Origin of the sequence: Caldibacillus thermoamylovorans, from assembly GCF_000751775.1 — a bacterium.
Lineage (GTDB): Bacteria > Bacillota > Bacilli > Bacillales > Caldibacillaceae > Caldifermentibacillus > Caldifermentibacillus hisashii.
In genome coordinates, this window is sequence record NZ_CCRF01000014.1 from 35716 (window position 1) to 49999 (window position 14284).

The following is a 14284-nucleotide window of genomic DNA, read 5'->3' on the forward strand; positions in this document are numbered from 1 at the left end:
GGTAGAACATAGATTATCTGTTACATTTTTATTTTAAGTTGTATAGGAGGTAAAAAGATGGATATTTATACTGACATAAAAAGATTAGCTTCACAATTAAAAATAAGTAATTTTTCCATTCCGGAAATAAGGGTCGAAAAAAATGCAATATTACATATTAGGGAGTTAATAAAAAGAAAACAGTGGAAAAATATTGTAGCCGTTTATGATCAAAATACTTATTTAGCTGCTGGAGAAAAACTAATAAAATTTTTAATGAATGACTTTGAAGAAGTGATTGGAATTAACATTAATGAAAATGAACATGGTCAAGTAATCGCTAATGAAGAAAGTTTAGTCCAAGTCTTTATTAAAACTCCGAATGATGCTGATGTGTTGATAGCGGTCGGATCCGGGACCATTCATGATATTGTCAGATTTGTCGGTCATAAAATGAATATTCCTTTTATTTCGGTGCCAACTGCTGCATCGGTAGACGGATTTACATCAAAAGGTGCCCCGTTAATTTTGCGTGGGGTAAAACAAACCATTCAAACCGCTGCACCGATTGCCGTTTTTGCTGATATAGACGTTATAAAAGCAGCCCCTAGAGAAATGGCAGCAGCCGGATTCGGGGATATTTTAGGTAAATATACTTCTCTATTAGATTGGGAAATTTCTAAGCTAGTTGGCAATGAACCTTTCCATGAAGGGGCGGCATCATTGACACGGAAAGCGCTTGAGACTTGTGTGGAATATGTTGAGGAAATAAGCAATGCAGATGAAAAAGGAATCAAGATTTTAATGAATGCATTAATAGAATCAGGACTTGTTATGCAAATATTAGATTACTCTCGACCTGCTTCCGGAGCCGAGCATCATCTATCTCATTATTGGGAAATGTATCTGTTAAAAACGAACCAAAAGCAACTGTTACATGGTGCAAAAGTTGGGGTAGCAACAACAATGATTGTAGAATTGTATAAGAAAAATTGGAAAAAACTACTACGCTCAGAAAGAATTAAAAACACAGTTTATGGAAACGGCATTGAGCAATACGGGGAGTATATTTTTTCAGTAATTGAAAAATTGCCTACTCCGGACGAATTGAAAAAACTGTTGGAAAAAGTAGGGGGACCAACAACAGTTGAGGAGCTTGGCATTCCACAAGAAGTCGTTATTGAAAGTTTAAATGAGGCCTACCATTTACGTGACCGTTGTACCGGATTGCTTTTATTAAATCAAATAAAAGAGACGCCAATACGGTTGTAACAGTGTAGGATGCAGGGGGGCGTTTAGGAAAGTTTAAAGGAGCCTATTTTTTGATTAGGCTCCTTTATGCACACCCAAAATAAGTTCATCATTTAATACTATTAAAAATAATAACAGTCCCAAGCTCTGGTCCATAAATGTTGCCCCAATATTTTTTCTAACCTAGGAGCCCCCATCATATATCCTTTACTAAGCAAATAATATGGATTTAAACTGACTGACCATTTCTTTAAAGCGGTCCAAACTCTCACCTCACTACTCGTATGGACAACCAAAGTGAGGTTTAAAGCTAATTTCAACTAGAAAAGTAAGACTAGCCCTTGGGAAGTTAAGGTAAAATATGAAATGAGATATAATTTATTAATAAATAAGCCTAAACTTGTACGGATATATAATTGCTGTTTTAGTAGACAAATATATAATGTAAATGTGGGATCGTCTTGCTTAAATAGCATTTACAACACATATTGTTGTTCTCGTGGAAAGTTTATCAACAAGATTATACGTATATCTATTTTTGCTATTACATAAATTAATTTTAATCTTGTTAAAATCAATTGAATTTTTGATTGACATATCCGAACAAGTAAATTATACTAAATACATAAAGCACAAATGGTATGCGCTTTCATTTTTAGGCTTAAGAATATGACTAATAATCTGTTATTCCATTATAAATAAAAGGGGGTAAAAATAGAGCCTAGTTTTGTAAGCGTGCCCAATATTTTAAAAGAAAGAACATTGGAGGGAATGTAATGAAGAAATTTAGCATTTTCCTAGTTGCTATTCTAATGATTGCCTTAGTCCTTACAGGGTGTGGCGGCAATCAATCAAGTAGTGGTAAGGGTACAAAGACGATAGGGATTGCAATGCCAACCAAGTCCTCCGAAAGATGGGTTAAAGATGGGAAGAACATGGTTAAACAGCTTGAAAAATTAGGATACAAAACCGACTTACAATACGCGGAAGATGTAGTAGAGAATCAAGTTTCACAAATTGAAAACATGATTACAAAAGGTGTGGATGCCTTAGTTATTGCTTCAATCGATGGTGAAGCACTTACAGATGTAGTTGATCAAGCAAAAAAACAAGGAATACCTGTAATCTCATATGATCGTCTTATTATGAATACCGAGAATGTAGATTATTATGTAACGTTTGATAACTTTAAAGTCGGTGTTTTACAAGGTCAATATATTGAAGAAAAACTGGGCTTGAAAGAGGGAAAAGGACCATTTAATATTGAACTTTTTGCAGGTTCACCAGATGATAACAATGCATATTTCTTCTGGGATGGTGCGATGTCTATTTTAAAACCATACATTGATAGTGGCAAACTAGTGGTAAAAAGTGGACAAACAGAATTTAAACAAGGTGCAACATTACGTTGGGATGGAATGAAAGCACAAGAAAGAATGGATAACCTTTTAAGTGCGCATTATTCAAATGATTTGATTGATGTTGTATACTCCCCATTTGATGGGATTAGCCGTGGAGTAATTTCGTCCTTAAAATCAGTAGGTTATGGTTCTGCAGATAAACCGATGCCAATTGTAACCGGTCAAGATGCTGAATTGTCATCAATTAAATCAATTATTGCCGGGGAGCAAACACAAACTGTATTTAAAGATACAAGGAAATTGGCAGAAAGTGCAGTAAAAATTGTTGATGATGTTTTGAATGAGAAAAAACCAGAAGTTAATGATACTAAGACATACGATAACGGAAAGAAAATTGTTCCTTCAGTTCTACTGGAACCTGTATCTATTGATATAGACAACTATAAACAAGAACTTGTTGATACAGGATATTATTCTGAGGATGAATTGAAGTAATAAAGATTGATGGATGATTTCAGTTTAGACTGAAATCATCCACTATTTTGGAGTTAAAGGCAGGTGTATGATAATGAGTAATATTATCTTAGAAATGAAAGGTATAACGAAAACTTTTCCTGGAGTTAGAGCTCTCGACAATGTAAATTTTAAGATAAAAGAAGGCGAAATCCATGCACTTTGTGGTGAAAATGGCGCAGGTAAATCCACATTAATGAAAGTGTTAAGTGGAGTGCACCCTTTTGGAACTTATGAGGGTGATATTATCTATAACGGTAATAACTGTGAATTTAAAAATGTAAATGATAGTGAAAAACGTGGCATAGTTATCGTTCACCAAGAGTTTGCTTTAATACCAGAGCTATCAATAGCTGAAAATATTTTTCTAGGAAATGAGCAAGTAAAACGAGGTTTTATTAATTGGAATGGAACAATTTCAAAATCAAGAGAATTGCTAGAAAAAGTAGGGCTTGATATAGATCCAAATACTTTAATAAAGGATATCGGTGTTGGTCATCAACAACTAGTTGAGATTGCAAAGGCATTTTCTAAGCAGGTTAAGCTATTAATATTGGATGAACCGACTGCGGCATTAAATGAAGATGACAGTGAAAATCTCTTAAAATTATTACTACAATTTAAAAAACAAGGCATTACCACCATTCTTATCTCCCATAAGTTAAATGAAGTATTCCAAGTTTCTGATAGCATTACGGTTTTAAGAGATGGAAAAACGATTCGAACTTATTCAGTAAAAGAAGAAAAAGTAACGGAAAATATGATTATTAAAGATATGGTCGGAAGAGATATAACCAATTTATATCCAGTAAGAAATAAAAGTATAAAAGAAGAAGTCGTATTTGAAATTAGAAATTGGAATGTATTTCATCCCCAAGACACTGAAAGACAAATCTTGCGCAATGTTAATATAAAATTATACCGTGGTGAAATCGTAGGAATTGCAGGTTTAATGGGAGCAGGACGAACCGAACTTGCTATGAGTATTTTCGGTAAAACATATGGTAGAAAAATATCAGGTAAAATATATAAAGATGGTAAAGAAGTAGAGTTTCATACAGTCAAAGATGCAATAAAAAATGGCGTTGCCTATGTATCAGAGGACAGGAAAGAGTATGGACTAATATTAATTGATAATATAAAAAATAATATTTCATTAGCTAACCTCCAAAAAATCTCAAATAATAGTATTCTAAATAAAAATTTGGAATTCACTGAAACGGAGAATATAAAAAATAGATTAAAAATTAAAGCTCCATCGATTTTACAAACCACTGTAAATTTAAGCGGAGGAAATCAACAAAAAGTAGTTTTGGGCAAATGGATTTTTACTGAACCAGATATTTTAATATTAGATGAACCGACAAGAGGAATTGATGTAGGTGCAAAATTTGAAATTTATAAAATTATTAATGAGTTGGCTGAACAAGGTAAAAGTATTATCATCATATCTTCTGAACTACCAGAATTAATTGGTATGTCTGATCGAATCTATACACTGTGTGAAGGTGTCATTACTGGTGAACATAAAAAAGAAGACGTTGACCAAGAAATTTTAATGACATATATGACAAACCGGTCCGGAGGTAGTAAAAAATGAATACTTTAAAAAAGATTATATCTAATAATGTTAGGCAATTTGGTATGGTTATAGCTTTAGTTGTTATTGCAATATTATTCCAATTTTTAACCGGTGGTGTATTATTGACACCGTTAAATATAACCAATATTATCATGCAAAATAGCTATATTATTCTTTTAGCCTTTGGTATGCTAATCGTAATCATCACTGGTGAAATTGACTTATCTGTTGGTTCGGTAGTTGCTTTTGTAGGAGCGATATCAGGTATTTTACTTGTCAACCAAGATTTACCAGTTATTGTCGGGATCTTTTTATCGCTATTAATTGGTGCTGCAATAGGCGCATTTAATGGCTTTTGGGTGGCTTATGTTCGTATACCCGCATTTATTGTAACCTTAGCTTCGATGTTAATTTTTAGAGGTCTGACCCTAGTAGCATTAAATGGACAAACTATTGCCCCTTTTCCCGATAGCTTTAGAAGTTTAAGTACTGCATTTATACCAGATATTTTTAATGGTGGAGACCTTCACATATTAACAATTTTAGTAGGTGCATTACTTACGATTGTTTATATTATCTTTGAATATCGAAATCGACAAAATGATAAAAAGTATAACGTAGATACTTCATCTAATTCACTTTTTATTGCCAAACTTGTTATAGCAGCTGTAATAATTAATACATTTACCTTTGTTTTGGCACAATATGAAGGAATAGCAATCGTATTAGTTTTAATATTCTTTATCTATCTAATTTATGCTTCAATGATGAATAAGACAGTTCTTGGAAGACATATTTATGCAGTTGGTGGTAATGAGAACGCTGCAAGATTGTCAGGTATCAATTCAAATAAAGTAAAATTTTGGGTATTTGTTAATATGGGTGTACTTTCTGCTTTAGCTGGATTAATCTTTGCAGGTCGTTTAAACGCAGCAACTCCGCAGGCAGGTACCGGTTTTGAACTTGATGCAATTGCTGCTGCTGTCATCGGCGGTGCTTCCATGACAGGTGGTGTAGGTACAGTATTCGGTGCTGTAATTGGTGCCCTGGTTATGGGTATACTAAACAATGGTATGTCAATCATGGGGATTGGCATTGACTGGCAACAAGCCATTAAAGGATTAGTTTTACTGGCAGCAGTTACATTTGATATACTATATAAAAAGAAAAAATAATTAGATGATACAGTTTTTCAATTATTTTATTGATGAAACTAAACTCTATTTCATTTCAAAATAATTAAGTGTATGATTTTCAGAAATTTTATCGTATCTAATGGAATAGATGCTTAATTGATTATCTTTTTCTTTAAGCATGATAGATACCCCCATTTTGGTTTCGGTTTTTGTTCGACACCTTTATACCAAATGTTGGGGGTGTTTTTTTGCAATTTATTGTTCACATTATTATTTTAAATTTCTAAATTGGATTCTTTCGGTCGTCCCGATGATTTCTGCTTACACTGAGCCGGGATCAAGGTACATCATCCGTTTTACTCAAAAAATCAACTCGCCTCCTGCCACGCCCGCTGCAATTTTAAAGTTCTGATTGGCCCCGGACTTTGATGCATCCAGCTCCATGTGGTTTAAAACCAGCCACTGGAATGGCACTATTTTTGAACATTCCTACCACACGGCCGGCCAGCTTCCTAAGATGTCAATCAGTCCATTGCAAGCCCCCATCGCTGTAACCATTTGCGCAGCAACCCTTTGGAAAATCCCAATCCGCGTGTAAAAGGGGTAAACAGATAAATCGGTCGTTCCGCAGATTTCGCATAAGGGGACTCGACAAAGTTCATGTAGAGTTTGAAATCGTGGCTTTAGCCCACAACATACTGAAAGTAGCCGGTATCCGCCGGCTACTTTCAGAGAAAAATGGAAAAAATATGAGGGCAAGAGGAGAAAAACTTTTCGTTTTTCTTCTCTTGCCTCATCTTGTGGCATTTTAGGGAAATTTTTCTATTGGTGAGGAAAGTAGAGGAATTGTTTAAATATTTCCGTATGCAAAAGTTGAGTGATATAATAATAGTTAAAGATAGTAAATAGAGTAATGCACAAAGAAAGAAGGAGGTATTTTTATAAAAACGTTACATATTTCTTTTAATGAAGCTATAGAAATAGGGAAAATTATTGGGAATCAGGTAAGGATAGACATTTTAAAAATCCTAGCGACTGGTCCACATAATGTTATTGAACTATCAGAAAAGCTAAATTTACCGTTTTCTACAACAGCAGTAAATGTGAAAAAGCTGGAGGATGCAAATTTAATTACGACCGAACTAGTACCTGGCAGGGGTACACAAAAAATAAACACAAAAAATTATGACCGCATTATCATTGACTTATTTGAAACCGAGGAAATGGAAAAAGAGAGAAATTGTATTAGTTTCGAAATGCCAATCGGACAATATTACGATTGCTCTGTTGACCCGAGCTGTGGTTTAGTTAGTGAATCAAATTACATAGGTTTTCAGGATGATCCCAGTTCTTTTTACGAACCAAATAGGAAAGATACACAATTACTTTATTTTCGTTCCGGTTATGTGGAATATCGTTTTCCCAACCGCGTACCATATGGTTCAAATATTGTAGAACTTGAATTTAGTATGGAAATTTGCTCAGAAGCACCATATCATAAAAATGACTGGCCTTCAGATATTACTTTTTGGATAAATGGTCGAGAAATTGGGACATGGACTTCCCCTGGCGATTTTGGTGACCGAAGAGGGTTATTAACACCAAGGTGGTGGTCTCGACACTTTACGCAATATGGGCAATTAAAGAATTTTAAAGTGACACATAAAGGTTGTTTCGTAGATGGGGTTCAATTGTCCGATATATCTATTAATGATTTGGATTTAATTGATTCGTCTTTTATATCATTGCGTATTGAAGTGAAAAAGGATTCGAAAAATGTAGGAGGAATTAACTTATTCGGACCAAAGTTTGGCGATTATAAACAAGGGATTATCTTGAGTGTTCGATATGAATAAAAGATAAAGAATAATATTTTTTTTATTTATTATTATCATTTTTATTGAAGTATTACAAGAAAATATATTATAATAAACTTGAAAGTTGACAGTTTAATATGAACAGTTCCAAAAGTCAGCGAGTTGAACAACTACTTTTGTAAGAGAGTTAAAATATAAGAAGGGGGTTGAGCGGGCTATTTTCAAGTTATTAAATGTAAACGCTTTATTTAACGAAACTTAATAAAAGGAAGGAGTCAAAAATATGAAGTTTAAAAGAGTATTTTTACCATTTCTACTTATTCTGACTTTATTAATTACTGGTTGTTCATTTGGAGAAAGTTCAGGTGATGGAGAGGGAAGTTCTAAAAACGGAAAGACAAAGGTCACATTTTGGACACCTTTTAGTGGAACAGATGGCGAATTTATGACTGAAATGGTGAAGAAATTTAACGAGTCCCAAGATGAAATCGAAGTTGAAGTCATGAATAACGTATGGGACGACTATTACACGAAATTAAAAACTTCCATAGTATCTAATACATCTCCAGATTTAGCAGTAGCACACGTATCCAGATTAGGTGAGCTCATTCCTACTGGTAAGTTACAACAGATTGATGATTTAGCAAAAAAGGCAGGTATTGATTGGTCCACTTTTGGTAAAAATCAATTTGAATCGGTCAAACGTGACGGCAAGACATATGCTATTCCTTTAGATACACATGCAGTAATCATGTTCTATAATAATAAATATTTGCGTGACGCGGGAGTATTAAACGAAGCCGGAAATATAAAAATGGAACCTGGTGCTGAAGGTTTCACAAACTTATTGAGAACATTGAAGCAAAAGTTACCTGAAGATGTGCATCCGATGGTAATTGGTAGTAACAACGTATTTACATTCTGGATTTGGCATGCACTAGTTGCCCAACAAGGCGGTTCGTATATTACAGATGGAAAAGCAACCATTGATACCCCAGAAGGTAAAAAGGCAATGGAGTTGTTAACAACTTGGCTGGATGAAGGTTTGATGCCTGTTGATATTGGTGATAACAGCTACGATATTTTCAAAGAACAAAAGGCTGCAATCACGTTTACTGGTGTATGGGCAACTGGTAACTTTGAAAAAGAATCGTCTCTTGATTTCTCGGCAGTAGACTTCCCACAATTATTTGATCATCCTGCTGCTTGGGGAGATTCTCATACTTTAGTCATTCCTACTCAAGAAAATAAAGATAAACAATTAGCTGCTGCAAAATTTGCTAATTGGGTTACTGAAAATGGTGTCATGTGGGCAAAAGCCGGGCATGTTCCATCCAAAACCACTGTTGTTGAGTCTGAAGAGTTCAAAGCGACGAAATATCGCCCGAAATATGCGGATGTAATGAAATCTGTTGCATATATGCCATATTCGGATAAATTAACTTCTATAAATGATGCCATTTTAGAATCATTGGTTGAAATTAACTATGGTCATATGACGATAGAAGAGGGATTAGCAGAAGCTCAAAAGAAAGTAGAAGATTTATTAAAAAAATAATATAGAAAAAAATGAATTTGTGTGTCTGGGATGGAAAGGGATATTCTGTCCATCCCATTTTTTAAAGGAGGGATTTTTCATGGTCCAAATAAGTCTTACAAAAGGTAAAAAAGTAACAAATATGGTGTTTGAAAAAAAAAGAAAGGTTAATAATTACCTTACCGCATTTTTATTTTTGCTCCCTTTCCTCATTGTCTACCTTTGGTTTTGGATCTATCCGATTATTAGTGGATTTTTTATCAGCTTTACAACGGGGAGTTTTGGTGTTGATTCCAATTTTGCAGGCCTCGAAAATTTTAAAACAATGATTTCTGATGATAAATTTTGGAGTGCATTAATTAATACTCTTTATTTTATTCTTATATCAACACCTACAATCGTTATGTTAGGTTTAATTTTTGCTTTAATTGTTAATAGCAAATTAAAAGGAACTGTTTTTCTAAGAAGTGCTTACTTTATCCCATATATGCTTTCAATTTCTGTAATAGCTAGTATTTGGAAGTTTATGCTCCAAAATGAAACCGGCTTATTCGCAGAAATATTTAAGCAACTTGGTTCTTCTTTAAAAATATCATGGCTTGGTAGTTGGGGAATGGGTTGGCTCTCTATTCTTATTGTAACAATTTGGTGGACTGTAGGTTTCAATATGATTCTATTTTTGGCAGGTTTACAAGAAATTTCAGATGAACTATATGAAGCGGCTGACATGGATGGTGCAAATGCTTGGGAAAAATTCCGTTATATTACACTTCCTTCATTACGTGGAGTTACTTTCCTTGTTGTATTATTCCAAATAATTGCATCTTTTAAGCTGTTTGGACAAACATATTTAATTACAAACGGCGGTCCGGGAATAGCAACAACACCCATTGTTCATTATATTTATCAAATTGCTTTTAGACAGTGGGATATGGGGTACGCATCCGCAGTATCATTTGTATTACTCTTGATTATCGCAGTAATTTCCATTATTCAATATAAAGTGATGAGTAAAAATTAAGCCCTTAGTGATGGAGGGATAACAAATGAAGGGTAAGAGAAAATTAGTAGGTAGATTTTGGACTTATGTTTTCGCATACTTATTGGCCATTATAATGTTGGCTCCGTTAATGTGGATGATTGTTTCTGCGTTTAAGGCACCGGGCTCTACGGTAACCTTATTATCGAAATTATTTACGCCCCCTTTTACGTTGGAGAGTTTTCAAAAGGTTCTAATGCCCGGGGAAACAGCGATGATGGGAAGGTGGACTTTTAATAGTTTATTTGTTGCTATAGTGCAAACTGTTATAACAGTTATAGTAAGCTCACTTGCAGCTTATGCAGTATCGAGAATTCCCTTTAAAGGAAAAAAATTTATTACTGCTTTATTTTTAATAGGGTTAATGATTCCATTTGAATCGATTGTCGTGCCTTTATTCGATATGATAGTTGAATTAAATTGGACGAACACTTTTAACGCTTTGATTTGGCCGGGTATGAATTTATCATTAGCATATTTTATTTTAAAACAATTTATAGATCAAATACCAAATGATCTTTTTGAGGCCGCAAAATTAGATGGAGCTTGTACGTTCAAAATGTGGTGGACTGTTGTATTACCTTTATCAAGAAGCTCAATGGCAGCGGTAGGAATTTTTACATTTGTCCAATCTTGGAATAATTTGCTCTGGCCAATGCTAGTAGCACAGGAAACAAGAATGATGACCTTACCTGTTGGAATCCCGACTTTTCAAAGTACATTTTCGACAGATTTAGCAGTACCTATGGCATCAAATGTGCTGGCAAGTATTCCCGCTATCATTGTTTTTTTGATTTTCCAACGACATATTATTAAAGGCATTTCAATGACTGGAATAAAATAATGGAGGACTATAAATGAGATTAAAATACAACTTAAACGGACATTGGAATTTTAAATTAGATGAACATGACATCGGTGAAAAAGATCAATGGTTTAGCCGTGCACTAGCTTATGAAAAAGAAGTTACTGTGCCACATATTTGGCAAAGGGAAATAGATTTAGTTAATTACACGGGAATTGCCTGGTACGAAAAGCAATTCGAACTTCAGGAATCGTTTAAAAGTAAGAGAGTGTTTTTGTGTTTTGAAGCAGTTGACTTTCATTCAGTTGTCTGGATCAATGGAGAATTGATTGGTGAACATGAGGGTGGTTTTACACCATTTGAATTTGATATCACGGATGCTATATCTTTTGACGGGATAAATAGGTTAACTGTTCGTGTTTATGATCCTGCTGATAATGCTGAAATTCCAATTGGAAAGCAAGGAAGCTGGTATACAAGAGTAAGTGGAATTTGGCAGGATGTTTATATTGAATCTCGGTCTGGTATTTTTATCAATAATGTCCATGTCCATCCTAATATTGAAGAGGAAACTGCGGAGGTACATGTAAACATTTCGGGGAATACAAATAATATAAAATTAGTAGAATATAGTATAACCAATCATATGGATACTAATCATATCCTCACCTTAGAAGATGAGTTCGATGAAAAGGATTTAGTAAAAAAAATAAACATCCCAAATGTTCAACTTTGGTCACCGAATCAGCCTCACTTGTACGATATAAATATAAAATTAAAAGATGGAAATAATAGATTGATTGACGAATATAAAACATATTTTGGCATGAGAAAAATTGAATTTAAAGATGGTCAGCTTTTGTTGAATGGGGCTCCTTTATTTATTCGAGGGGCATTGGACCAGTCCTATTATCCAAAAACGATTTATGTTGCTCCAGATGATGAGTGGATTCAAAAAGAAATTAAAACGGCTAAAGAATTTGGATTCAACTTACTAAGAAAACATATTAAAGTTGAATTACCGAGATATCTTTATTGGGCGGATCGTTTAGGGATGCTTATTTGGGCAGAAGTCCCAAATGTAATTAAATGGTCAAAGCAAAGTATGAAACGATTCCAGAATGAATTGTCTTTTATGATTAATCGAGATTTCAACCATCCTTCGATTATTATTTGGTCTATTTTTAATGAAGAGTGGGGACTTGAATGGGATTTAGCGAACGATCAGGAAAAACAAGAATATGTGATAAAAATGTATACCTACTTAAAAGAGTTGGACCCAACCCGATTGATTTGTGATAATTCCGGTTGGAACCACGTAAAGACTGACATAAATGATTATCATAGATATTTTACGTTACCAGAGCAAAATAGTGAATGGAAGGACGATCTTGATTACTATATTATTAATAATCCTGAAAATAATTATGTACCGGGCTATATTCCTAAAGATGAACCAATTATCATTTCTGAATTTGGAGTTTGGGGGCTGCCAAGTATTAAGAGCTTGTTAGAATACTATGGTGAAGAGCCAATTTGGTTCCATAATTTAGGGGATGATACCCATAGGGAAGATTTTAAAATACCATTAACGGCCTATGAAAATTTCAAAAAATATCAAGTAAATAAGGTCTTTGGAGATTTAGAAAACTTATCTAAATTTTCCCAAAAACGAATGTTTCGTTCTGTTAAATCATTGATAGAGGAAATGAGAAAAAGACCACAAATTAATGGCTATGTGATAACTGAGTTTACTGACGTTGAGTGGGAAACAAACGGCTGGATGGATTATACTCGGAGCGTAAAACAAATGTTTGAAAATGCAAAGAACTTTAACGGTAACTTAGTCGTTATGGCAAATGTATTGAAACACAACTTTTGGAGTGAGGAAATATTTACATGTGATGTGATTATTTCCAACCATGATTTACTTCCAATTAGTGGTGAGTTGATTTGGCAAATATCGGGTACAAACATTTCAGGTGTGATTGCGTTAAATGAAGAAAATAAGGCGTATATTCAAATTCAGGATGCGATTAAATTTGCTGTTCCTGTTGTAGGGGATGCTTCTTTTTATCACTTAAAACTAAAATTAATATTAGAAAATGGTGTAGAAGTGGAGAATTATGAAGAATTAACCTTCTCCACCAAGGTAGAGGTTAATCCGGTTACCGTTTTTCCTTACAAAATGGGTAACCAATTTATCGAAAAGTTAAAATTAAATGGTATGTCGATAACTAATCAATTTGAAGATGCAGAAGTTGTAATTACGAATGTATTGGATGCGGCTGTTAACCATTATAATAGACGTGGTGGTAAGGTGCTATTCTTAGCTGAAGAGGGGGATCAACTCACTGATAAAGGTCTATTTACATTTAGACGCCTTCCAGAGGGAGAAAGTTGGGATCGTACTTCATCTTTCAATTATGTTGATTGTTCTTACTTTGATGGTTTACCAATTAATAAAGAAATGGGATGGGAACTTGAAGGGATATTTCCGGATTATATTATACCGATTAGTAATTATAACAAACTCGGTGGAACTGTTGGAAGAATCGTGTATATGTTCGGAAATGAAAATACTCCAAAAGTGAGCAGAATTTTATCAGGTTATTTCCAAGGGTGGATTGGGCAGTTTGGGACATCCATGATTGTACAAAACAATTCAAGTGGTATACTTACATTAACCACTTGGAAGTTAATAAAAAATTATGGGGAACACCCAATTGCAACAAGAGTTGTAAATAAATTAATAGAAAACCTAATTTCGGGCAAAGCCTAAATAAAAAACAACCTCCTATAAAAGATTTTCTATTATAGGGGTTGTTTTGTAATGTAGAACTTTATAGGGACTAGGTTCCTTGATTGGAATGGGATAGAGGGGGTGCTGAGAATGGTTACTTTTCCCCGACTTTGACAGTTACAAAAAAAAACAAAGGCTGAAAATATTGATTTAACGCATATTCCGCACGTAAATTTTTTACATTTTTTATTTTTTTAAAGGAATTTTCCTCTTCTTTGTAGAATTGAATGATTATCTAAACTATGGAGAAAACGAGGGAATATTCATGTCAGATCAAATTTTAACTTTACATGTGGGTCCGTCTCAGCTTTTATCCAAACTGTGTGATGAAATAGAACTCGAAAAGACCATTAATGATTTAGTCAAATGGGATTCTGTTCGTTGTCATCTCTCACCCGGAACAAGGATTAAAGCCCTTGTCTTAAACATTTTATGCAGTGGCAAACCCCTTTATAAGGTCC

Annotated in this window: 11 protein-coding genes; all 11 read left to right on the forward strand. The window is 34.2% G+C overall.

Annotated features, from left to right (window positions below; all coding sequences use genetic code 11):
• Nucleotides 1-57 precede the first annotated feature (57 nt).
• The gene (locus tag BT1A1_RS02250; RefSeq protein WP_034767655.1) at nt 58-1251 is read left to right on the forward strand and encodes a sn-glycerol-1-phosphate dehydrogenase; all 1194 of its coding nucleotides are present in this window, start codon (nt 58-60) and stop codon (nt 1249-1251) included.
• A 755-nt stretch (nt 1252-2006) separates the two neighbouring features.
• Nucleotides 2007-3086, forward strand: a complete 1080-nt coding sequence (gene chvE, locus BT1A1_RS02255) for a multiple monosaccharide ABC transporter substrate-binding protein (RefSeq protein WP_034767656.1) — start codon at nt 2007-2009, stop codon at nt 3084-3086.
• Between the two features lie 73 nt (nt 3087-3159).
• Nucleotides 3160-4704 (forward strand): multiple monosaccharide ABC transporter ATP-binding protein, encoded by a 1545-nt coding sequence (gene mmsA / locus BT1A1_RS02260; protein ID WP_034767657.1) that lies wholly within the window; start codon nt 3160-3162, stop codon nt 4702-4704.
• Nucleotides 4701-5861, forward strand: a complete 1161-nt coding sequence (gene mmsB / locus BT1A1_RS02265) for a multiple monosaccharide ABC transporter permease (protein WP_034767661.1) — start codon at nt 4701-4703, stop codon at nt 5859-5861. Before mmsA ends, mmsB begins: the two co-directional genes overlap by 4 nt.
• Before the next feature lie 572 nt (nt 5862-6433).
• Nucleotides 6434-6634: a transposase gene (locus BT1A1_RS19200; protein ID WP_269147477.1), complete on the forward strand. Its 201-nt coding sequence runs from the start codon at nt 6434-6436 to the stop codon at nt 6632-6634.
• 180 nt (nt 6635-6814) lie between these two features.
• On the forward strand, nt 6815-7678 hold the full coding sequence (locus BT1A1_RS02270) for an ArsR/SmtB family transcription factor (protein ID WP_231553264.1): 864 nt from the start codon (nt 6815-6817) through the stop codon (nt 7676-7678).
• A gap of 244 nt (nt 7679-7922) precedes the next feature.
• Nucleotides 7923-9197, forward strand: a complete 1275-nt coding sequence (locus tag BT1A1_RS02275) for an ABC transporter substrate-binding protein (RefSeq protein WP_051988965.1) — start codon at nt 7923-7925, stop codon at nt 9195-9197.
• 79 nt (nt 9198-9276) lie between these two features.
• Entirely contained in the window at nt 9277-10197 is a 921-nt protein-coding gene (locus BT1A1_RS02280; RefSeq protein ID WP_051988966.1) for a carbohydrate ABC transporter permease, read from the forward strand.
• 25 nt (nt 10198-10222) lie between these two features.
• A complete protein-coding gene (locus tag BT1A1_RS02285) occupies nt 10223-11059 on the forward strand; it encodes a carbohydrate ABC transporter permease (RefSeq protein WP_034767664.1) in 837 nt (278 codons plus the stop codon).
• Nucleotides 11060-11072: 13 nt separating this feature from the next.
• Nucleotides 11073-13802, forward strand: coding sequence for a glycoside hydrolase family 2 protein (locus BT1A1_RS02290; RefSeq protein WP_034767669.1), 2730 nt, complete (start codon nt 11073-11075; stop codon nt 13800-13802).
• Nucleotides 13803-14088: 286 nt separating this feature from the next.
• The coding region (locus BT1A1_RS17675) for a DUF4277 domain-containing protein (protein WP_156103147.1) at nt 14089-14284 on the forward strand (196 nt) is incomplete at its 3' end.

Excerpts from the sequence above, each read along its gene's own strand:
- BT1A1_RS02250 (WP_034767655.1), top strand. The coding sequence starts at position 58 with ATGGATATTTATACTGACATAAAAAGATTAGCTTCACAATTAAAAATA.
- chvE (WP_034767656.1), top strand. The coding sequence starts at position 2,007 with ATGAAGAAATTTAGCATTTTCCTAGTTGCTATTCTAATGATTGCCTTA.
- mmsA (WP_034767657.1), top strand. The coding sequence starts at position 3,160 with ATGAGTAATATTATCTTAGAAATGAAAGGTATAACGAAAACTTTTCCT.
- mmsB (WP_034767661.1), top strand. The coding sequence starts at position 4,701 with ATGAATACTTTAAAAAAGATTATATCTAATAATGTTAGGCAATTTGGT.
- BT1A1_RS02275 (WP_051988965.1), top strand. The coding sequence starts at position 7,923 with ATGAAGTTTAAAAGAGTATTTTTACCATTTCTACTTATTCTGACTTTA.
- BT1A1_RS02280 (WP_051988966.1), top strand. The coding sequence starts at position 9,277 with ATGGTCCAAATAAGTCTTACAAAAGGTAAAAAAGTAACAAATATGGTG.
- BT1A1_RS02285 (WP_034767664.1), top strand. The coding sequence starts at position 10,223 with ATGAAGGGTAAGAGAAAATTAGTAGGTAGATTTTGGACTTATGTTTTC.
- BT1A1_RS02290 (WP_034767669.1), top strand. The coding sequence starts at position 11,073 with ATGAGATTAAAATACAACTTAAACGGACATTGGAATTTTAAATTAGAT.